The organism is Rhodococcus sp. BP-349, from assembly GCF_019835845.1.
Lineage (GTDB): Bacteria > Actinomycetota > Actinomycetes > Mycobacteriales > Mycobacteriaceae > Rhodococcoides.
In genome coordinates this window covers 1,881,736-1,902,676 of record NZ_JABUDR010000001.1, presented here as the reverse complement: position 1 = coordinate 1,902,676, position 20,941 = coordinate 1,881,736, and the positions used below count along the sequence as shown (strand labels likewise).

General features: G+C 69.1%; 19 protein-coding genes. 13 read left to right on the top strand and 6 right to left on the bottom strand.

Annotated elements, in window-relative coordinates; all coding sequences use genetic code 11:
- Positions 1–37 precede the first annotated feature (37 nt).
- The 4 genes from HQ325_RS09020 to HQ325_RS09005 are packed head-to-tail and all read left to right on the top strand — an operon-like array spanning position 38 to position 3,730.
- Positions 38–817, top strand: a complete 780-nt coding sequence (locus HQ325_RS09020) for an SDR family oxidoreductase (RefSeq protein WP_222628177.1) — start codon at positions 38–40, stop codon at positions 815–817.
- Positions 817–1,857, top strand: coding sequence for a Gfo/Idh/MocA family oxidoreductase (locus HQ325_RS09015; RefSeq protein ID WP_222628175.1), 1,041 nt, complete (start codon positions 817–819; stop codon positions 1,855–1,857). Before HQ325_RS09020 ends, HQ325_RS09015 begins: the two co-directional genes overlap by 1 nt.
- A complete protein-coding gene (locus tag HQ325_RS09010; protein WP_222628173.1) occupies positions 1,854–2,750 on the top strand; it encodes a sugar phosphate isomerase/epimerase in 897 nt (298 codons plus the stop codon). The genes HQ325_RS09015 and HQ325_RS09010 overlap by 4 nt, the downstream gene beginning before the upstream one ends.
- Entirely contained in the window at positions 2,747–3,730 is a 984-nt protein-coding gene (locus HQ325_RS09005) for a Gfo/Idh/MocA family oxidoreductase (RefSeq protein WP_308014322.1), read from the top strand. The genes HQ325_RS09010 and HQ325_RS09005 overlap by 4 nt, the downstream gene beginning before the upstream one ends.
- Positions 3,731–3,890: 160 nt before the next feature.
- Here the strand turns inward: HQ325_RS09005 and HQ325_RS09000 are convergent, their stop codons facing one another.
- The 3 genes from HQ325_RS09000 to HQ325_RS08990 all read right to left on the bottom strand — a co-directional run bounded on the left by HQ325_RS09000 (position 3,891) and on the right by HQ325_RS08990 (position 7,121).
- Positions 3,891–4,703, bottom strand: coding sequence for an ATP-binding cassette domain-containing protein (locus HQ325_RS09000; RefSeq protein ID WP_222628171.1), 813 nt, complete (start codon positions 4,701–4,703; stop codon positions 3,891–3,893).
- Between the two features lie 8 nt (positions 4,704–4,711).
- Positions 4,712–5,770, bottom strand: coding sequence for an ABC transporter permease (locus HQ325_RS08995; protein WP_222628169.1), 1,059 nt, complete (start codon positions 5,768–5,770; stop codon positions 4,712–4,714).
- Between the two features lie 169 nt (positions 5,771–5,939).
- Complete coding sequence (locus HQ325_RS08990; protein ID WP_222628167.1) at positions 5,940–7,121, bottom strand: Gfo/Idh/MocA family protein; 1,182 nt, start codon at positions 7,119–7,121, stop codon at positions 5,940–5,942.
- Positions 7,122–7,293: 172 nt separating this feature from the next.
- On the opposite strand from HQ325_RS08990, the gene HQ325_RS08985 reads away from it, so the two are divergent.
- Together HQ325_RS08985 and HQ325_RS08980 are read left to right on the top strand one after the other, a co-directional pair.
- Positions 7,294–8,313 carry a LacI family DNA-binding transcriptional regulator gene (locus HQ325_RS08985; RefSeq protein ID WP_308014321.1) on the top strand — a complete coding sequence of 340 codons (1,020 nt, stop codon included), beginning with the start codon at positions 7,294–7,296 and terminating at the stop codon, positions 8,311–8,313.
- Positions 8,314–8,395: 82 nt separating this feature from the next.
- Positions 8,396–9,394, top strand: a complete 999-nt coding sequence (locus HQ325_RS08980; protein WP_222628163.1) for an ABC transporter substrate-binding protein — start codon at positions 8,396–8,398, stop codon at positions 9,392–9,394.
- A 10-nt stretch (positions 9,395–9,404) separates the two neighbouring features.
- Here HQ325_RS08980 and HQ325_RS08975 read toward each other — a convergent pair whose 3' ends face one another.
- Positions 9,405–10,142, bottom strand: a complete 738-nt coding sequence (locus HQ325_RS08975) for a GntR family transcriptional regulator (RefSeq protein WP_222628161.1) — start codon at positions 10,140–10,142, stop codon at positions 9,405–9,407.
- A gap of 174 nt (positions 10,143–10,316) precedes the next feature.
- Here HQ325_RS08975 and iolC point away from each other — a divergent pair, with 174 nt between their 5' ends.
- The 5 genes from iolC to HQ325_RS08950 all read left to right on the top strand — a co-directional run bounded on the left by iolC (position 10,317) and on the right by HQ325_RS08950 (position 16,579).
- Entirely contained in the window at positions 10,317–11,351 is a 1,035-nt protein-coding gene (gene iolC / locus HQ325_RS08970; protein WP_222628159.1) for a 5-dehydro-2-deoxygluconokinase, read from the top strand.
- A complete protein-coding gene (locus HQ325_RS08965) occupies positions 11,344–12,282 on the top strand; it encodes an aldolase (RefSeq protein WP_222628157.1) in 939 nt (312 codons plus the stop codon). The genes iolC and HQ325_RS08965 overlap by 8 nt, the downstream gene beginning before the upstream one ends.
- Positions 12,279–13,172 carry a 5-deoxy-glucuronate isomerase gene (gene iolB / locus HQ325_RS08960; protein ID WP_222628155.1) on the top strand — a complete coding sequence of 298 codons (894 nt, stop codon included), beginning with the start codon at positions 12,279–12,281 and terminating at the stop codon, positions 13,170–13,172. Before HQ325_RS08965 ends, iolB begins: the two co-directional genes overlap by 4 nt.
- 2 nt (positions 13,173–13,174) lie before the next feature.
- Positions 13,175–15,127 (top strand): 3D-(3,5/4)-trihydroxycyclohexane-1,2-dione acylhydrolase (decyclizing), encoded by a 1,953-nt coding sequence (gene iolD / locus HQ325_RS08955; RefSeq protein WP_222628153.1) that lies wholly within the window; start codon positions 13,175–13,177, stop codon positions 15,125–15,127.
- Between the two features lie 69 nt (positions 15,128–15,196).
- Positions 15,197–16,579: a D-alanyl-D-alanine carboxypeptidase gene (locus HQ325_RS08950; protein ID WP_222628151.1), complete on the top strand. Its 1,383-nt coding sequence runs from the start codon at positions 15,197–15,199 to the stop codon at positions 16,577–16,579.
- A 12-nt stretch (positions 16,580–16,591) separates the two neighbouring features.
- Here the strand turns inward: HQ325_RS08950 and yhjD are convergent, their stop codons facing one another.
- Both yhjD and trpS read right to left on the bottom strand, forming a co-directional pair.
- Positions 16,592–17,614 (bottom strand): inner membrane protein YhjD, encoded by a 1,023-nt coding sequence (gene yhjD, locus HQ325_RS08945; RefSeq protein ID WP_222628149.1) that lies wholly within the window; start codon positions 17,612–17,614, stop codon positions 16,592–16,594.
- Between the two features lie 5 nt (positions 17,615–17,619).
- A complete protein-coding gene (gene trpS / locus HQ325_RS08940; RefSeq protein WP_222628146.1) occupies positions 17,620–18,663 on the bottom strand; it encodes a tryptophan--tRNA ligase in 1,044 nt (347 codons plus the stop codon).
- A 110-nt stretch (positions 18,664–18,773) separates the two neighbouring features.
- On the opposite strand from trpS, the gene HQ325_RS08935 reads away from it, so the two are divergent.
- Together HQ325_RS08935 and HQ325_RS08930 are read left to right on the top strand one after the other, a co-directional pair.
- A complete protein-coding gene (locus HQ325_RS08935) occupies positions 18,774–19,790 on the top strand; it encodes an aldose epimerase family protein (RefSeq protein ID WP_222628144.1) in 1,017 nt (338 codons plus the stop codon).
- A 161-nt stretch (positions 19,791–19,951) separates the two neighbouring features.
- Positions 19,952–20,941, top strand: coding sequence for an ABC transporter substrate-binding protein (locus HQ325_RS08930; RefSeq protein WP_222628142.1), 990 nt, complete (start codon positions 19,952–19,954; stop codon positions 20,939–20,941).

Sequence of the window (20,941 nt, the reverse complement as noted above, 5' to 3'; positions counted from 1 at the left end):
GTTGATCACCGGCGCCGGGACCGCAAGACTTCCCGGTGTGGGCACTCTTCTGGACGACACCGTCGTTCTCGTCAGCGGCGGCACGTCCGGTGTCGGCGCCGCCGTCGTGCGAGCGAGCCTCGCCGCGGGCGCACGCGTGGCCTTCAGCGGCCGACGTGACGAGGTGGGCACCGCGTTCGAACGCGAGCTGCGCGCCGACGGCCACGACGCGACCTTCGTGCGCGCCGACATCGCCGACCCCATCGAGGCGATCGCGAGCGTCGAGCGCACCGTCGAGCACTACGGCCGCGTCGATGCCGTGTGCAACGCGGCCGGACTCACCTCCCGCGGGTCACTGCTCGACACCACCCCCGAGCTGTTCGACCAGCACATGGCCGTCAATCTGCGGGGACCGTTCTTCGTCATGCAGGCCGCCGTCCGAGACATGCTCTCGCGCTCGGCTCCCGGCACCATCGTGAACATCGGCTCCGTGAGCGGCCGCGGCGGGCAGTCGTACCTCGCCCCGTACGTGGCGGCGAAGGCCGGCCTGTCGGGGCTGACCAAGAACGCGGCACACGCTCACCGGTTCGACCGGATCCGCATCAACGCACTCGAGATCGGCTGGACCGAGACCGAGGGCGAAGCCGTGACGCAGAGGACGTTCCACGACGCGCCGGACGACTGGGCCGCCGACGCCGCCGCGCGCATGCCGATGGGCAAGCTCGGACAGCCCGACGAGATCGCCGACATGGTGGTGTTCCTGCTGTCGCCGCGCAGCGGCGTCGTCACCGGCTCGGTCATCGAATGGGATCAACAGGTAGTAGGAGGACAGGACTGATGGGCAACGACGTTCGGAACCAGCGAATCGGAGTCGTCGGACTGGGACGCATCGGTGCGTTCCACACCGAGACTCTCGCCGGACTCGACGGGGTCTCGAGCCTCGTGGTCACCGACGGACGGCCGGAGGTCACCGACGCCGTCGCCGCGAAGTACGGCGCGGAGAAGGTCGACGGGGTCGACGCGATGCTCACCGCCGGAGTGGACGGCATCGTCGTCGCGGCGGCCACGCCCGCGCACGCCTCGCTGCTGCTGGCCGCGGTGGACGCCGGGATCCCCGTCTTCTGCGAGAAGCCGTTGGCCTTCACCGCCACCGAGAGCAAGGCCGTGGTCGACGGCATCGCGACCTCCGACGTGCCCGTCCAGATCGGGTTCAACCGGCGATTCGATCCGGCCGTCGCGGCCGCCGAGCGTGCCGTGCGCAGTGGGGATCTCGGGTTCCTGCACACCGTGCGGTCCACCACTCTCGACCCCGCTCCCCCGCCGATGGCGTACATCGCGGAGTCCGGCGGCATCTTCCGCGACTGCAGCGTCCACGACTTCGACGTCGTGCGCTGGATCGTCGGCCGCGAGGTCGTGTCCGTGTTCGCCACCGGCTCGAACCAGGGCGATCCCGCGTTCGCCGCCGCCGGCGACGTCGACTCCGCCACCGTGCTGCTCACGTTCGAGGGTGGCGCGGTCGGTGTCGTGTCGAACTCCCGCTACAACGGCCGCGGCTACGACTGCCGGCTCGAGGTCCACGGCCGGGACGACACGGTCGTCGCCGGCTGGGATCCCCACACCCCGGTCCGGAACATGGAAGCGCCCCAGCTCTTCCCGCACGGCGAGCTGTTCCCGTCGGACACGCCCCACGGGTTCTTCATGGACCGGTTCGCCGTCTCCTACCGCGCCGAGCTGTCCGCGTTCCTCGAGGTCTGCGCCGGCACCCGCCCGTCCCCCTGCACCGCGCAGGACGCCCTCGAGGTCGCCTGGATCGCCGAGGCCGCCACCGAATCCCTGCGCCGCGGCGCACCCGTCACCCTGGAAGAGGTCCGCTCATGACCGCCGCACCCGTACGTATCGCCGGAGCACCCATCTCGTGGGGCGTCTGCGAGGTCCCCGGCTGGGGTTACCAGATGGACAACGACCGCGTGCTCCGCGAGATGCGCGGCGCCGGACTCACCGCGACGGAGAACGGTCCCGAGGGCTTTCTCCCGGCTGATCCGGCGTCCCTGGCCGCAGTGCTCGCCGGTCACGACCTGACCTCCGTCGGCGGCTTCGCTCCGGTCCTGCTGCATGAGGAGTCGCACGATCCGGTGCCGACCATCGCCTCGCTGCTCGACGGTTTCGTGGCCGCGAACGCCGACGTCATCGTCCTCGCCGCCTCCACCGGCCAAGAGGGGTACGACGCCCGCCCGACGCTCACCGCCGATCAGTGGACCGTGTTGCTGCGCAACCTCGATCGTCTCGCCGCCGCCTCCGCAGAGCGGGGCATCCTCGCCGTGGTGCATCCCCACGTCGGCACCATGATCGAGCAGCGTGACGAGGTGCACCGCGTGCTCGACGGCTCCTCCATCCCGCTGTGCCTGGACACGGGGCACCTCATGATCGGCGGCACCGATCCGGCCGAACTGGCCACCGCGGCAGCCGATCGCATCGCACACGCTCACCTCAAGGACGTCGACGCCGCCCTCGCGGCACGGGTCCAGGCCGGCGAGCTCACCTACACCGACGCGGTCCGCGCCGGCATGTACACGCCGCTCGGAACCGGGGACGTGGGCATCGGCGGCGTCGTCGACTCGCTCCTCGACGCCGGATACACCGGCTGGTTCGTGCTCGAGCAGGACACCATCCTGTCCGAGGAGCCGGGCGAGGTGGGCGGCCCGGTGACGGACGTCGTCGCCAGCGTGCAGCACCTCCACGACATCGTCGCCGCGCGATCGGCCGCGGTGTGACGGCACCTCTGCGCATCGGGGTCCTCGGCGCGTCGCGCATCGCGGAGCAGGCGATCGTCGGCCCGGCTCACGCGCTCGGTCATCGACTGGTGGTCGTCGCGGCACGCGATCGCGGCCGCGCCGAGGCCTTCGCACAGCGGTACGACGTCGAGCGCGTCGCCGACGACTACGACGCGGTGATCGACGATCCCGAGGTTGACGCCGTCTACAACCCGCTCGCCAACGCCCTGCACGCCGAGTGGAACATGCGCGCACTGCGCGCCGGCAAGGCCGTCCTGACCGAGAAGCCGTTCGCGCGCAACGCCGCCGAGGCGCGGGCCGTGCGCGACGTGGCTCGTGAGACGGGCGCAGTGATCGTCGAGGGGTTCCACTACCTCTTCCACCCGGTGACGCGGCGGCTGCTGGACATCGCCGCGAACGGCACCCTCGGTCGCCTCACGCGGGTCGAGGTCGTCATGGCCATGCCCGCACCCGCCGACGACGATCCGCGATGGTCGCTCGACCTCGCCGGCGGTTCCGTCATGGACCTGGGCTGCTACGGGCTCCACGTGCACCGCCTGCTCGCCGACGTCGCCGGCGGGCCTCCCCGCGTGGTCTCCGCCGTCGCCACCGAACGTGACCCGGGCGTCGACGCGACGTCGACCATCGAACTCGCGTTCCCCGACGGCGCCACCGGCGCCGTGACGAACTCGATGGAGCACGCCGAGCACGAGTTCACGGTGCTGCTGACCTTCACCGAGGGAACGGCGTTCGCGCACAACCACATCAAGCCGAACACCGACGACCGCGTCTCCGTCACGGATGCGTCGGGGACGACGGTGGAGCACCTCGGCACCCGCCCGTCGTACGAGTACCAGCTCGAGGCCTTCGCGGCGCACGTGCAGAGCGGCGCTCCGATCCCCCTCGACGCCGACGACGCGGTGGCCACCATGGAGCTCGTCGATGCCGCGTACACGGCGGCAGGTCTCCCTCTCCGCTAGACCCCGAGAACGACGGCCCCGCACCTCTGGGCGAAAACCTGGGTGCGGGGCCGTCGTCGTCGGTGCAGTTCTGCTCACGAGCACTCGCGCGCGCGGTCCGGGTACCGACACGACACGGGCCCCGCACCTCGTGTGAGGTGCGGGGCCCGGGAGTCGAGCGTCAGCGGCGCAGTTCGTGGGTGAGCGTCTCGAGCTCGTCGCCGCCGGCCATCTCCTTGGTCAGGTCGTCGAGGCTGATCTCGTCGTAGGAGCAGTCGAGCTTCTGGCGGCCACGGTTGAGCAGGACGAAGTGGTCACCGACCATGTACGCGTGGTGCGGGTTGTGCGTGATGAACACGACGCCGAAGCCCTGCTCCTTGGCTGCAGAGATGTAGCGCAGCACCATGCCGGACTGCTTGACGCCCAGCGCGGCGGTCGGCTCGTCGAGGATGAGGACGCGGGCGCCGAAGAAGATGGCGCGGGCGATGGCCACACACTGGCGCTGACCGCCGGAGAGCGAGCCGATGGGGGCGTCCACGTCGGGCAGGTCGATGCCCATCTTGTGGAGTTCCTCCTTGGTCGTCGCGCGCATCGCGGCGGCGTCGAGGGTGCGGAAGACGCCCTTCTTCCGGAGCTCCTGGCCCAGGAAGAAGTTGCGCCACACCGGCATCAGGGACACGACGGCGAGGTCCTGGTAGACCGTCGCGATGCCCTTGTCGAGCGCGTCCTTGGGTGAGCCGAACTTGACCTCCTCGCCGTCGACGAGCAGCTGGCCCTCGGTCTGCTGGTGCAGGCCGGCCATGATCTTGATGAGCGTGGACTTGCCGGCACCGTTGTCGCCGAGCACACCGGTGACCTCGCCGGCGCCGACGCGCAGGTTGATCCCGCCGAGGGCGATGATGTTGCCGTAGCTCTTGCCGACGTTCTTCAGCTCGATCAGCGGGGTCTTGCCGCCACTGTTCGATTCGAGGGGAGTCTCGATGGTTGCACTCATGTCAGGTGTCACCTTTTCGCAGCGTAGGAACGGAAGCTGTTGTTGGCGATGACGGCGAAGAGCAGCATCGCACCGAGGAAGAACTTGAACCAGTCCGGGTTCCAGCCGGCGTAGACGATGCCCTGGTTGGTCATACCGAAGATGAACGCTCCGATGGCCGCACCGATGGCGGTACCGAAACCTCCGGTGAGCAGGCAGCCACCGATGACCGCGGCGATGATGTAGAGGAACTCGTTGCCCACACCCTGGCCGGACTGGACGGTGTTGAAGGCGAAGAGCAGGTGCATGCCGACGAACCAGGCGCAGAAGCCGACGAACATGAACATGCCGATCTTGACCTTCGTGACCGGCACACCGATGGCGCGAGCCGAGTCCTGGTTACCGCCGACGGCGAAGATCCAGTTGCCGATGCGCGTCTTCATCAGCACGTAGGTGGTGATGAGCGTGAAGACGAGCCACCACAGGACGGTGATGCGGACCGAGACACCGAAGACCGAGAACGACGAGGCGAAGACCTTCTTGGCGGAGTCGAACCCGTCCATGTCGGAGATGGACTGCGTCGCGACCTGGCCGGTGACGAGCTTGGTCACCGCGAGGTTGATGCCCGTCAACATCAGGAACGAGGACAGGGTGATGAGGAACGAGGGGATCTTCGTCTTCATCACCAGGTACCCGTTGAGGAATCCCACCCCCAGTGCCAGCACCAGGGCGAGGACCGAGCCGATCCACACGTTGAGATGCAGGTTGTAGGCCAGCATGGACGCGGCGATCGAGGAGAACGTCACCGCCACACCGGTCGACAGGTCGAACTCGCCGCCGATCATGAGGACCGACACCCCGCACGCCATGATGCCGATGGTCGACGAGGCGTACAGCACGGTGGCCAGGGCCTCGGGGCTGCGGAACGGCGGGGCGACGATGGCGAAGAACACGAAGATGATGATGGCGCCGAAGAGGGCACCGATCTCCGGACGGACCAGCAGACGCTGGAACGGCTTCTGCTTCTTCACCCGCTCGTCGGTCACGACGGTATGCGTGGCGAGATCGAGATCTGCCTGAGTGGACATGGACTTCCTTACCTGACGGGGGATTCTCTGCGCTGGCGGAGCATTCGTTCGGATGACACCCCGTGAGGGAGGCGAGCGGCGAACGTTCCGTGTGATGTCGATGTAATACGCATCACAGCCATAAGTCAATACTTTGTTCGGACATTAGGACTGCAGCCGGACATACCCGCTAGAGCGAGACCCACCTTCCCGACTCCACCGACTCCGTCATCGCGTCCAGCACCGAGGCGCTGCGGACAGCATCCCGCACGGTCGCGCCGACGGAGGCATTCTCGGCGATCGACTGCAGGAAGCGCGCCGCCTCGACCACCTTCAGGTCGTCGTACCCCATCGCGGACGCGGACCCCGGCTGGAAGACGCCGTACTCGCCCGCTCCCGGACCGACGAAGAGCGTCGACTGCGGCTGGTCCTGATACAGCGGCTGATCCTCGCCGGCCGCCCGTAGGCCCAGCTGCAGCTCCCCCATTCGACGGAAGTCCCATGACACCGAACCCTTGGTCCCGTGGATCTCGAACCCGTAGGAGTTCTGGTCGCCCACCGCCACGCGGCTGGCCTCGAGGACGCACCGGGCGCCGGTCGCCATGCGCAGCTGCGCGGACACGAAGTCCTCGTTCTCCACCGGGCCCTGCTCACCGCCCGAGGCGCGCATGTGGCCGCTGGTCACCCCCGTCGGCTTGGCGCGCTGCGGGATGAAGACGGCGGTGTCCGCCACCAGTGAGGCGATGTCGCCGAGCAGGTACCAGATCAGGTCCGCGCCGTGCGACGCCAGATCGCCGAGCACGCCGCTGCCGCCGCGCTCACGCTCGAAACGCCAGCTCAGTGCGCCGTCCGGGTGGGCCGCGTAGTCACTGAAGAACCGGAAGCGTGCATGCGTCACGTCGCCCAGTTCGCCGGACGCGATGATGCCGCGCGCCTGCTCCACGGCCGGTGCATTGCGGTAGTTGAAGCCCACCGCCGTCTGCACGCCTGCCTTCTCCGCGGCGATCGCCACTGCACGGGCATCGTCCGCCGACAGTCCGACGGGCTTCTCGATCCAGAGATGCTTCCCGGCCTCGGCCACCGCGACGCCCATCTCCCGGTGCAGGAAGTTCGGCGACGTCACCGACACGGCACCGATGGACGGGTCGGCCACGACGTCGCGCCACGACTCGGTGGACGAGCCGAAGCCGAACTGCTCGGCAGCCTCGGCGGCGCGGCCGGGCACCTCGTCGGCCACGGTCGCGAGAACGGGCAGGGGTCGAAGCGCGGGGTAGTGGTGGCGCACGCGGCTGTAGGCCTGCGTGTGGACGCGGCCCATCCAGCCGAAGCCGACGACGGCGACAGGCAGAGTGGTGAGGCGAGGGTCGGACATGGGTGCACTCCAGACGAGAGGGTTGTTGGACCGTTCCAAAAGGAAGACTGTCCGCAGTCTGCCCGTCGCCCGATCGCGCTGTCAACGCTCTTCCGTTCACCGCGTCGGTCCCGCTAGGCTGCATTTGGCACGGTCCAACTCGGCGGGGCCGCCTCACCGGACGGAGCGAGCCGTGACGAACATCGAGCGGCCACCCACCATCCGCACCGTGGCCGAACGCGCCGGCGTGTCCAAGTCGCTCGTCTCCCTGGTCCTGCACGACTCCCCCAACGTCAGCGACGAGAAGCGCGCAGCCGTGCGCGCAGCCATCGACGAGCTGGGCTACCGGCCGAACCTCTCAGCCCGCAACCTGTCCCGGCAACGGACGGACATCGTCGGGGTCCTCATCAACGACCTCCGCAACCCGTGGTTCGTGGACTGCCTCGAGGGCATGGCCCCGGTGCTCGAGGCGCACGGGCTGACCATGATGCTCGGCGACGGTCGCGCCGACCGGAGCGGGGACGACACCGTCGTCCGCAAGTTCACCGAACTGCGACTCGACGCGCTCGTCCTGGTCGGCACCCGGTCGCCCACTCCCCTGGTCGCCGATGCCACGACGTCCATGCCGACGGTGATCGTCGCGAGCCGCGACCTCGAGCTCCCCCGTGCGGACGTCGTGGCCAACGACGACACCGCGGGATCCGCGCTGGCGGTGGCGCATCTCGCGGAACTGGGTCACCGCCGGATCGCCCACGTGGCCGGGTCGTTCGGCGCCGTGTCCGCCCTGCGCGCCGACAGCTACCGCGCCGCGATGGCGTCACGGGGTCTGGACACCGACGGACTCGTCGAACCGTGCGACCTCACCGAGGACGGCGGATACGAGGCCGCCCGGAGACTTCTCGCCCGCACCCCCCGACCGACCGCCGTGTACGCCGTCAACGACATCGCCGCGGTCGGCGTCATGACGGCCTGCCAGGAAGCGGGACTGGCCGTGCCGCACGACATCTCGATAGTCGGGTACGACAACACCTCCATCGCGCAACTACGCCACGTCTCCCTGACCTCGGTGGACAATGCCAGCGCGTCGGTCGGTCGCCGCGCCGCCACGGCGGTGATCGACCGGATAGCGCGCCCGACGGCGGCCGGCACCCTCGATCTCATCGCGCCGACCCTGCAGGTGCGCGGGAGCACGGCCCCACCCGCCGGAACGTAGCTCCCCACACCGGCCGTCGCCTGACTTAGGGTACCCCTACCTCCGTGGTCTCCGGAGGCATCACGAACAGCAGGGGAACCGCATGCGCAGCACGACATCACGACGACTCGCCTCGGCCGTCGCCGTCATGGCACTCCTCTCGGCGGCCGGGTGCAGCAGTGACCAGACATCCGACGAGGTCCCCGACAGCGACGCCCCGACGGGCACCGTGACCATCGAGCACGCACTGGGCTCCACCACGATCGACCGCGCCGAACTCGGGTCCGACCCCCGCATCGTCGCCCTCACCGCTCCGGCCGTGGACGCCGCGCTCGCCCTGGGGGTGCAGCCGGTGGCCTTCGCCTCGGACACGACCGGGGCACCGGACGGCCGCTATCCCTGGCAGTCGGAGCTGGCGGCGGACGTACCGCTCATTCCCGTCCCTGTCGAGGGCACCCTCCCCATCGAGGAGATCGCCTCGTACGCACCGGATCTCATCCTCGCCGACTTCGCGGCATCGACACCCACCCTGTACGACCAGTTGACCGCACTGGCCCCGACCATTCCCGTCATCGGCGACACGGTCTCGCCGTACGACGCGTTGACGCGCGCTCTGGGCACCGCCCTCGGCCGCGAGGACGACGCCGACGCGGTGATCGCGGGGACGGAGACCACCCTCGCCGACGCCGCCGCCGAACTGCCCGGACTGGCCGGGAGGACGGCGCTGCTGTCGCAGTACATCCCGGCCACCCAGCAGCTCGTCGTGGTCGCCGATCCCGACGACGGCGCCTCGGCGTTCTACCAGAAGCTGGGGATGACGCTGCCGACCGTCGAACTCCCGGCCACGGCCGGCAACCGCCTCGTCGTCGGGCCGGAACGCGTGGACGTCCTGAACTCCGACCTGGTGGTCATTCTCGTGAACGGCGGTACCGCCGCGGATCTCGAAGCGCTGCCCGGCTGGGCGGATCTGCCCTCGGTGCGCTCGGGCGGCATGCTGATCACGGACTACGCGACCATCATCGCGCTGAACACCCCGTCACCGTCGTCGCTGACGTACGCGCTGGAGAAGGTCCGGCCGAAGCTGGAGTCGATCGCCGGCTGACGCCTGCGGGTCAGCGGTCGACGAGGGTCGTGTCGAAGTAGTACCGCGACGCGCGGTACACGTGCGACCCGTACTCGACCACCTTGCCGGAATCGTCGAACGCCGTGCGGTGCATGGTGAGCAGCGGCGCCTTCGGCTTCTCGTCGAGCAGGTGCGCCTCGTCGCGATCGGCCGCCTTCGCGCCGATGCGCTGGCGCGCGAGGCGGATGTGCACGCCCTTGGTGCGAAGCGACTGGTAGAGGCCGTGCGCCTCCAGCTCGGCGGGCTCCGGCGCCACGTCGACGGGCATGTAGTTGACCATCAGGGCGAGCGGCTCGCCCTTCGTCAGGCGCAGACGCCGCACGGTGACCACCTCGGACTCCGGCCCGATGTTGAGTTCGCGCGCCACGTCCTCGGTGGGCAGACCCACCGAGTACTCGAGCAACTTCGTCGTCGGGTCCTGGCCGGCGCGCGCGAGGTCGTCGAAGAGGCTGGTGAGCTCCACCGGCCGATGCACCGGGCTCTGCACCACCTGCGTGCCGACGCCACGCTTGCGCACCAGCAGCCCCTTGTCCACCAGTTCCTGAATGGCCCGACGCGTGGTCGGCCTCGACAGGTTGAGGCGCTTCGCGAGGGCGAGCTCGTTCTCGAAGCGATCGCCCGGGGCCAGACTGCCGCCGAGGATCGCACCCTCGATGGCCTGCGCGAGTTGGTAGTAGAGCGGAACGGGACTCGACCTGTCGAGCTCCACGGCGAGCGGTTGACTCACGTACCAGCTCCGATCCGAAAAAGAGGCGGGTGTGCGGGCGGGCTGCCCGAGAACAGAGTGTAAGTGACCGTGCGCGATATGACGGCAAGTTAGAATGTCAGGACAAACTATTGACAGGTTGGTGTGGCGCGGAGCACAGTGATACCGGCCCCCACGCACACGCCCCGAGTATCGATGGAGCAGACCTTGACCACAGTGAACAACACCGGCCCCACCGGTGATGCACGTTTCGACGTGCTCGCCATCGGACGCAGCGGAGTCGACATCTATCCCCTGCAGGTCGGTGTGGGCCTCGAGAACGTCGAGACGTTCGGCAAGTTCCTCGGTGGCAGCGCCGCCAACGTCACCGTCGCCGCCGCGCGACTCGGGCGCCGCACCGCGCTGATCTCCGGCGCCGGCGACGATCCGTTCGGCCGCTTCGTGCGCGCCGAGCTCGCCCGCCTCGGCGTCGACAACCGCTACGTCGTGGTCGACGGCCAGTACGCCACCCCGGTCACGTTCTGCGAGATCTTTCCGCCGGACGACTTCCCGCTGTACTTCTACCGCAAGCCCACCGCGCCGGACCTGCAGGTGCGCCCCGAGGACATCGACACCGACGCCGTCCGCAGCGCCGCGCTGTACTGGTCGACCGTCACCGGTCTGTCCGAGGAGCCCTCGCGCAGTGCACACTTCGCCGCCTGGGAGGCGCGTGGACGCGCTCCGCTGACGGTGCTCGACCTCGACTACCGGCCCATGTTCTGGGAGAGCCCCGCCTCCGCGACCGAGCAGGTCCAGCGCGCACTGCGACACGTCACGGTGGCCGTCGGTAACCGTGAGGAGTGCGAGATCGCCGTCGGCGAGACCGAGCCGGACCGGGCCGCCGACGCGCTGCTCGACATGGGGGTGGAGCTGGCGATCGTCAAGCAGGGCCCCAAGGGCGTACTGGGCAAGACGCGCACCGAGCGCGTGGAGGTGCCGCCGAACTTCGTCGACGTCGTCAACGGACTCGGTGCCGGCGACAGCTTCGGTGGATCGCTGTGCCACGGACTGCTGTCCGGCTGGCCACTCGAGAAGATTCTCCGCCACGCCAACGCGGCCGGCGCCATCGTCGCGTCGCGCCTCGAATGCTCGACCGCCATGCCCACCGCCGACGAGGTCGCCGCCCTCGCCGAGTCCGCGGTCACCGCACCGGGTTCCGATCTCGCCGATTCCGAGGAAGCACATGTCTGAGACCATCACCGCCGAGACCGTCACCGCTGTGACCACCACCGCGACCTGCACCACGTACGCCGACGTCACCGAGATCCGGGCGCACGACCCGGGCGCGATCGACCGCGCCTGGGCCTCTCGCGTCACCCGTGAGACGGTGCGCGGAGACGGGCGGCTCATGATCGTGGCCGCCGATCACCCCGCCCGCGGCGCCCTGTCGGTCGGCTCGAACCCGACGGCCATGAACAGTCGCACCGAACTGCTCGACCGCCTGCGCACCGCGCTGGCCGATCCGGGAGTCGACGGTGTCCTCGCGACGTCCGAGATCCTCGACGACCTCGTCCTGCTCGGCGCCCTCGACGACAAGGTCGTCATCTCCTCGATGAACCGCGGCGGACTCGCCGGCGCGTCGTTCGAGCTCGACGACCGGATGACCGGCGCGACCGCGGCGTCCACCGCGAAGGCGCGGATGAACGGCGCCAAGATGCTGACCCGCATCGACCTCGATGATCCCGGCACGCTCGGCACGCTCACCGCCTGCGCTCAGGCCATCGACGAACTCGCGGCCGAGGGCCTCATGGCCATGGTCGAGCCGTTCCTGTCGTCGCGCCGCGACGGCAAGGTGGTCAACGATCTGCGTGCCGACGCCGTCATCAAGTCCATCCACATCGCCCAGGGCCTCGGCGCCTCGTCGGCGTACACCTGGATGAAGCTGCCCGTGGTGGACGAGATGGAGCGCGTCATGGACGCCACCACGCTTCCGACGCTGCTCCTCGGCGGCGACCCCCAGACCGCGCCCGACGAGACCTTCGCCAGTTGGGCACGCGCACTGAAGATCCCGGCCGTCCGCGGCCTCATCGTGGGCCGCACCCTGCTGTACCCGAAGGACGGCGACGTCGCCACCGCGGTCGCGACCGCAGTCGACATGGTGCGGGGCGGGGCGGACGAGTGAACAGCGAGTTCTACATTCCCGCCGTCCCCGGCGCCGGAGTCACCGTCACCCCGGAGAGCGCGGGATGGACCGAATCCAGTCTGTGCACAGTGCTTCTCGCACCCGGCGAGTCCGTCGATCTCACCTCCGACGACGACGAGATCATGGTGGTCCCTCTGCAGGGATCCGCGACCGTCACGTGCGGCGAGGAGTCGTTCGCACTGACGGGGCGCGCGTCGGTCTTCGACGGGCCCTCCGACTTCGCGTACGTCGGCCGCGACAGCAGCTACACCCTGCGCAGCGAGCAGGGTGGACGCTTCGCCCTGTGCGGCGCACGCGCCTCGCGGTCCCTGCCGTTCCGCTACGTTCCCGCCGCCGACGTCGCCGTCGAACTGCGCGGCGCGGGCAACTGCAGCCGGCAGGTGCACAACTTCGGTACCGCCGACACGTTCGAGGCCGACTCGCTCATCGCGTGCGAGGTCATCACCCCCGGCGGCAACTGGTCGTCCTACCCCGGCCACAAGCACGACGAGGAGACCGAGACCGAATCGGCACTCGAGGAGATCTACTACTTCGAGATCGACAGTGGCCGTGACGGTTCCGCCGGCTTCGGGTACCACCGCGTCTACGGCACACCCGAGCGCCCCATCGAGGTGCTCGAGGAGGTCCGCACCGGCGACGTCGTCCTGGTCCCCCACGGGTACCACGGGCCGTCCGTCGCGGCGCCCGGCTATCACATGTACTACCTCAACGTCATGGCCGGACCGGGCAGCGAGCGCGCCTGGAAGATCGTCGACGATCCCGACCACACCTGGATCCGCCGCACGTGGGACGGCCAGGACGTCGATCCCCGCCTCCCCCTCACCCCCCGACCTCCGCTGGACTCAGCGCACCGTGGAAAAGGAGCCTGACGATGGTGTCCACCGCACCGATGTCACAGAGCAAGACCGAGAACGCCGAGTCGCTGGTGCACCTCACGGTGTCCCAGGCCATCGTTCGCTTCCTCGCCAACCAGTACGTCGAGCGTGACGGGGTCCGGACCAAGTTCTTCGCGGGCTGCTTCGGCATCTTCGGCCACGGCAACGTCGCCGGTCTCGGACAGGCGTTGCTGCAGGCCGAGATCGACGCCGTCGAGGCGGGCACCGAGCCGGAGCTCCCCTACGTCCTCGGCCGCAACGAGCAGGCCATGGTGCACAGCGCCGTCGGCTTCGCCCGCCAGAAGGATCGTCTGCAGACCTGGGCCGTCAGCGCCAGCGTCGGACCGGGCTCGACCAACATGCTCACCGGCGCGGCGTTGGCCACCATCAACCGGTTGCCCGTCCTGCTGCTCCCGGCGGACACCTTCGCCACCCGCGCCTCCTCGCCGGTGCTGCAGGAGCTCGAGCTCCCGTCCAGCGGTGACGTCACAGTCAACGACGCGTTCAAGCCGCTCTCGCGCTACTTCGATCGAGTGTGGCGTGCCGAGCAGCTGCCCGCGGCTCTGCTCGGCGCCATGCGCGTCCTCACCGACCCGGTGGAGACCGGCGCCGCCACGGTCGCCGTCCCGCAGGATGTCCAGGCCGAGGCCCACGACTGGCCCGAGTCGTTCTTCGCGCCGCGCACCTGGCACGTCGCCCGCCCGCTGCCCGAGCGGTCCGTCGTCGCCCGCGCCGCCGAGATCATCCGCTCGGCGAAGGCGCCGCTGATCGTCGCCGGCGGCGGCGTCATCTACTCCGGTGCGACCGAGGCGCTCGCGTCGTTCGCGGAGAAGACCGGAATCCCCGTCGGCCAGAGCCAGGCCGGCAAGGGCTCCCTCGTCTACGACCACCCACAGTCGGTCGGCGCGATCGGGTCCACCGGTACCACGGCCGCCAACGCCCTCGCGACCGAGGCGGACGTCGTCATCGGGATCGGCACGCGCTACAGCGATTTCACCAGCGCGTCGCGCACGGCCTTCTCCAACCCCGACGTGCGGTTCGTCAACATCAACGTCGCGTCCATCGACTCGGTCAAGCAGGGCGGTCTCTCCGTAGTCGCCGACGCCCGCGAGGCGCTCGAGGCACTGACGGACGCTCTGGCAGACCACGAGGTGAGCGCCGAGTATCGTGCCCGCGCCACCGAACTCGCCGCCGAGTGGGATCGCACGGTCGCCTCGGTCTACGCCGTGGACGACGACAACCTCGGGATGAACCAGAACCAGGTCATCGGTCTCACCAACACGCTGTCCGACCCGCGCGACATCGTCGTGTGCGCCGCCGGCTCGATGCCCGGAGACCTCCACAAGCTCTGGCGCACACGCGATGCCAAGGGCTACCACGTCGAGTACGGATTCTCCTGCATGGGCTACGAGGTGGCCGGCGGCATCGGCGTCAAGATGGCGGCACCGGATCGCGACGTCTTCGTCATGGTCGGCGACGGCAGCTACCTCATGATGGCCACCGAGCTGGTCACCGCGGTCCAGGAGGGCGTCAAGGTCATCCTGGTACTGGTCCAGAACCACGGCTTCGCCTCCATCGGATCGCTGTCGGAGTCGCTCGGCTCGCAGCGCTTCGGCACCGCGTACCGCTACCGGTCCGAGTCCGGTCGACTCGACGGCGGTGTGCTGCCCGTCGATCTGGCGGCCAACGCCCAGAGTCTCGGCGCCGACGTCATCCGGGTGAACACCGCAGGCGAGTTCGCCGACGCGGTCAAGGTGGCCAAGGCCGCGGACCGCTGCACGGTCATCCACGTCGAGACGGACCCGCTGATCGCCGCACCGGACAGCGAGTCCTGGTGGGACGTTCCGGTCAGCGCCACCTCGACGCTGGAGAGCACGCAGACGGCGTACGAGACGTACGAGGCGTGGAAGAAGGTGCAGCGGCCGTACCTCCGGCCCTCCGCCGACTGACTTCTCGATCCGGACACACCCGGTCACCCGGGGCGGCGTGCACGAGCGCGCCGCCTAGGGTGACCGGTGATGAACATTCACGACCGCAGTCGACGCGGCAGACGGACAGCCGCGAGGATCGCGACGGCGGTCGTTCTCGTGAGTACGCCCGCAGTCCTTCCGGGTCTCGCCGGGGCGCAGCCCGCACCGCCCCCGACGTCCACCCCGTTCCGGACGCCCGACACCGACGCCTGTCCCCACCGTGACGTGCCACCACCGGCCATCGATGCGTCCGAGGTCCCCGCTCCCGGCGACGCGGAACCGCAGCCCGTACCCGTCCCGGCCGAGACGGTCGGCGGCGAGGAACTGGCGGCGTGCGGTGTGATCACCGCGGCCGGTGCGCCCGCTCTTCCCGCGGACATCTCGGCGGCGGGATGGGTGCTCACCGATCTCGACTCCGGCGCGGTGATCGCGGCGAAGGATCCGCACGGCCGGTACCGGCCGGCGAGCACGATCAAGGTCCTGCTGGCGCTCGTCGCGCTCGACGAGCTCGATCTCGATCGCACCGTGGTGGCCACCGCGGAGGACGCGGCCGCCGAGGGCAGCGCGGTGGGCATCGGTACCGGCGGCGTGTACTCGGTGCGCCAGTTGATGCAGGGGCTGGTGATGGCCTCGGGCAACGATGCCGCGCACGCCCTCGCCGTCCAACTCGGCGGCGTCGACACCGCCGTGGAGAAGATGAACGCGAAGGCCCGCGAGCTCGGTGCACTGGACACACGCACGGCGTCGCCGTCGGGTCTCGACGGACCGGGCATGGCCTGCTCCCCCTACGATCTGGCGCTCATCTTCCGGGCCGCGATGGAGAATCCGACCTTCGCGGAACTCGTTGCCACCGAATCGGTTCCGTTCCCGGGCTATCCCAAGGACGCGTCGAAGCCGGACAATCCCTCACGTCCCGACATGCCCGGCGTGCCGGTGAACCCCGATCTCCCGCTCAACGAGGACCGGCCGGGCTTCACCCTCGCCAGCGACAACGCGCTGTTGTTCAACTATCCGGATGCACTGGGCGGCAAGAACGGCTACACCGACGACGCACGCCAGACCTTCGTCGGCGCGGCCGAACGCGGTGGCCGCCGGTTGGCCGTGTCGCTCATGAATGCCGACGTGCTGCCCATCCGGCCCTGGGAGCAGGCCGCCCGCCTGCTCGACTACGGCTTCACGCAGCCCGCCGACACGTCGGTGGGCACGCTGGTGACCGGGAGCCCGGACGCGGCGGCGGCGCCGACGACCGTGTCGACCCCCACCTCGACCGCACCGACCGACCGGCGGACCGAGGCGAGCAGTGGCGGCGCCTACGCCGGAGTGGACGACGAGAGCGATGTCGCGATCAGGGTCGGTGCGGGAGTTCTGGGCCTGATCATCGTGGTCGGACTGCTCCTGTGGGCGCGCACGCTGCACCGCAGACGGTCCTGACCACACTGCACGTCAGCGTCGGCGTCGGCCGCGCCACCCGCCCAGTCCGAGCACGGTGAGGACGCCCGCTCCGACGAGAGCCGCCGCGCCCGCGGGTGAGACACCTTCGCGGACCACGACCTGCGGTGCGATCACCGCACTGTCGGGTACGGCGGGTGCCGCGAGAGCCAGGTTCTCCGTGGCCGTCGCCGCCCACGCCGTCGAGAACAACAGGAAGCGTGACGTCGTGAACGCGAACACGAGGATGCCGATGATCGGGCCGAACGTGGCACCGGCCGGACCGGACGTGACGCTCTCGAGGTAGACCGCGCCGACCTGCTTGAAGATCTCGAACACCACGGCCGCCAACAGCGCGGCGCGTGCCGCGCTGCGCACGGTCACGGGTTCACGGGGCAGCCGGGCGATGACCCAGACGAACAGCGCCCACGTCGCGGCGATCGCCAGGGCGAACGACGCGATCTGCACGGCGACGCCGACACCGGGAACGCCGTCCAGATTGACGGCCTTCAGGAGTGCGGGGACCACCGACCCGCTGGCCACCGCCGACAGGCCGAGCGAGATCACCAATGCCAGACCCAGTCCGAGCAGCGCTCCGAGATCCTTGGCCTTGGTGGCCAGGAAGCTGCCCGCCTCGTGCGGCGTCTCCCACATCGCGGTGAGTGCCTCCCGCAGATTGGCCGTCCATCCGAGGCCCGCGTAGAGCGCGCCCAGGAGACCGATGATGCCCACGCTGGTGCGCGACTCGATGGCACTCGAGACCAGTTCGTTGATGGTGCCCGCGAAACTGCCGGGAACGTTCTCGGCGATCTGGGACTGCAGTTCGGTCAACAGATCCGGCCGGGAGGCGAGGACGAACCCCACCACGGCGAACGCGACCATCAGCAGCGGGAAGAGGGCCAGAACGCTGAAGTACGTGATGCCCGCGGCGTAGTAGTCGCCCTTCTGCTGCTGGTACACCGAACCGGCCCGCGCGAGGTGATCGAACCAGGGCCACCGCCGTCGACGTTCCTCGATGATCGCCGCGAAGTCCGGCATGGCGCTCAGCCTTTCGGTGGAAGGAATCCGACCCGGTCGTACACCTGTGCCAGCGTCCGGGACGCGATCGAGCGTGCGTGCTCGGCCCCGTCCCTCAGAATCCGGTCGAGTTCGGCCGGATCGTTCATGTACTCCGTGAACGCCGTGCGTACCGGGGCTGAGAACGCCGACACCGCATCCGCGGTGTCGCTCTTGAGATCACCGTATCCCTTTCCGACGTATCCCTCGACGAGCGTCGAGACGGGCGTGCCGGTGAGGGCGGACTGGATGGTGAGCAGATTGCTGACGCCGGGCTTCTCGGCGGTGTCGTAGCGGATCTCACGCTCGTTGTCGGTGACCGCCGAGCGAATCTTCTTGGCCGACACGGCGGGGTCGTCGAGGATGTCGATCCGGCCCGAGATGCCGGAGCCCGACTTGCTCATCTTCGCCGTCGGCTCCTGCAGGTCGTAGATCTTCGCGATCCCGGTGACGATGTGCGCCTCGGGCACGACGAACGTCTTCTTGTAGCGCGAGTTGAAGCGTTGGGCGAGATCGCGGGTCAGCTCCAGATGCTGGCGCTGGTCCTCCCCCACGGGCACTCGCTGCGGGCGATAGAGCAGGATGTCCGCGGCCTGCAGTACCGGATAGGTGAACAGACCCACGCTCGCCTGATCGCTGCCCTGGCGCGCCGACTTGTCCTTGAACTGCGTCATACGGCCGGCCTCGCCGAATCCGGTGATGCAGTTGAGAACCCACGCGAGTTGCGCGTGCTCGGGCACGTGGGACTGCACGAACAGGGTGGACCGTGCGGGGTCGATACCGACGGCCAGCAACTGCGCTGCGGCCCGGCGCGTGCGGGCGCGCAACTCCTTCGGATCCTGCGGCACCGTGATGGCGTGCAGGTCCGGGATGAAGTAGAACGCGTCGTACTCGTCCTGCAACTCGACCCATTGCCGCACCGCGCCCAGGTAGTTGCCCAGGTGGAAGGAGTCCGCCGTGGGCTGGATGCCGGAGAGCACTCGGTGCCGAGGTGCGACTCCTGCGCTGTCGGTCGCGGTGTCGGTCGTCATGATCTACAGATTCAATCACCTCTGGTCGCAGGGTCTGCGCCAAGACAGTCGCAGGGTCTGCGCCAAGACAGTCGTAGGGTCTGCGCCCTGACAGTCGTAGGGTCTGCGCCATGACCACTGACAGGACGTCCGACACCGCCGTGACCATCGGCTCGGCGCCGGGGATCGAGGTGGAGGTGCTGCCGTACGGTGCGACCCTGCTGCGCCTGACCGTCACGGGCGGGGACGGCGTTCGACGTGACGTGTCGGTCGGCGTCGCCGGTGAGGCCGAGTTACGCGCGGGCACGGACTACCTCGGGGCGACGGTGGGGCGCTACGCCAATCGCATTGCGCGCGGGCGATTCGACCTCGACGGTGAGCGGGTGGAGGTGTCGCGCAACGACGGCGACAACCACCTGCACGGCGGAGTCGACGGCTTCGACTCCCGCACCTGGACGGTGGAGCGGGTCACCGCCGACGAGGTGGAACTGTCCCTGGTGAGTCCCGACGGAGACCAGGGCTACCCCGGCGAGGTGCGGGCACGCGCCGTCTACTCGGTCCGGGGAGACACGATGCGCATCGAGTACCTCGCGCAGACCTCACGTACGACGGTGGTGAACCTGACCAGCCATGCGTACATCGATCTCGACGGACACGGTGTCGACGACCTCGAACTGCAGGTGGACGCGGCCTCGTTCGTGCCCGTGGACTCCGCGGGAATTCCCACGAACGGTGTCGTCCCGGTCGACGGCACGGCACTCGACCTGCGGCTCCCGCGCCGCATCGGCGACGTCGTCCGGTCCGACGATCCTCATGTCGCGGCCACGCGAGGGGTGGACCACAACTTCGTCCTCGACGGACCCGAGGACGGCGGGAAGTTGCGCCGTGCCGCGCGTGTCACGTCGCATCGCAGTGACACGACGCTCGAGGTGTGGACGAATCGGCCCGGGCTGCAGGTCTACACCGGCAACTTCCTCGACGGCAGCACCGTGTCCCGACGCGGTACCGCGCTGCGACAGGGCGACGGACTCGCGCTCGAGCCCCAGTTCTTCCCCGACAGCCCGAACCGGCCGGAATTCCCGTCGGCCGTCCTGCGCCCGGACGAGACGTCCCGCTGCGTGATCGAGTACCGGTTCGCCGCAATCTAGCCGGCCGGCCTCCGCGCCTCACGACCGGCGCATGATGCCATGGATGTGAGCGTTCACATCGAGTTTCGGCAATGTTCGCGAACCTCTTGACGCGGACGAATGTTAACGCTCACACTCTGTGTCACGCGTCACACGGAGTGATGCCTGTAGAGGAGACCACGATGACGTCGAAGAGAGTCGTTGCAGCGAGCACGTTCCTGGTGAGCAGTGCGCTGATCCTGAGTGCCTGCGGCGGCGGAGGTGATTCCGCGAGCGGCGAGGGCGGAACCGTTCTGGGGTTCTCGCAGGTCGGAGCAGAGAGCGGCTGGCGCACCGCCAACACCTCGTCGATCCAGGATGCGGCGACCGACGCCGGTATCGACCTCAAGTTCTCCGACGCACAGCAGAAGCAGGAGAACCAGATCAAGGCCATCCGCACCTACATCCAGCAGAAGGTGGACGTGATCGCCTTCAGCCCGGTCGTCGAGACGGGCTGGGAGCCGGTCCTGCAGGAAGCGAAGCGCGCGAACATCCCCGTCATCCTCACCGACCGCTCGGTCGACACGACTGACGAGTCGCTGTACGCCACGTTCCTCGGGTCGGACTTCGTTGCCGAAGGTGTCAAGGCCGGCGACTGGCTGGTCGAGAACAGTGCGACGTCCGACGTCAACGCCGACGGACGCATCAACGTCGTCGAGCTCGAGGGCACGACGGGTGCCGCACCGGCCATCGATCGAGCCGAGGGCTTCCGCGAGGCCATCGCCTCACAACCGACCATCGCGATCTCCAAGTCCCAGACCGGTGACTTCACCCGCGACGGCGGCAAGCAGGTCATGGAGTCGTTCCTGAACTCCGACAAGGCCATCGACGTGGTCTACGCCCACAACGACGACATGGGCCTGGGCGCCATCGAGGCCATCGAGGCGGCCGGCCTCGTCCCCGGCAAGGACATCAAGATCATCACCGTCGACGCGGTCAAGGACGGCATGCAGGCGCTGGCCGACGGCAAGATCGACTACATCGTCGAGTGCAACCCGCTGCTCGGACCGCAACTGATGGAGCTGACCGAGAAGGTCGTCGCCGGCGAGGAGGTACCCAAGCGCGTGGTCACCGAGGAGACCACCTTCACCCGTGACCAGGCCGCGTCCGTGCTCGCCGACCGCCAGTACTGA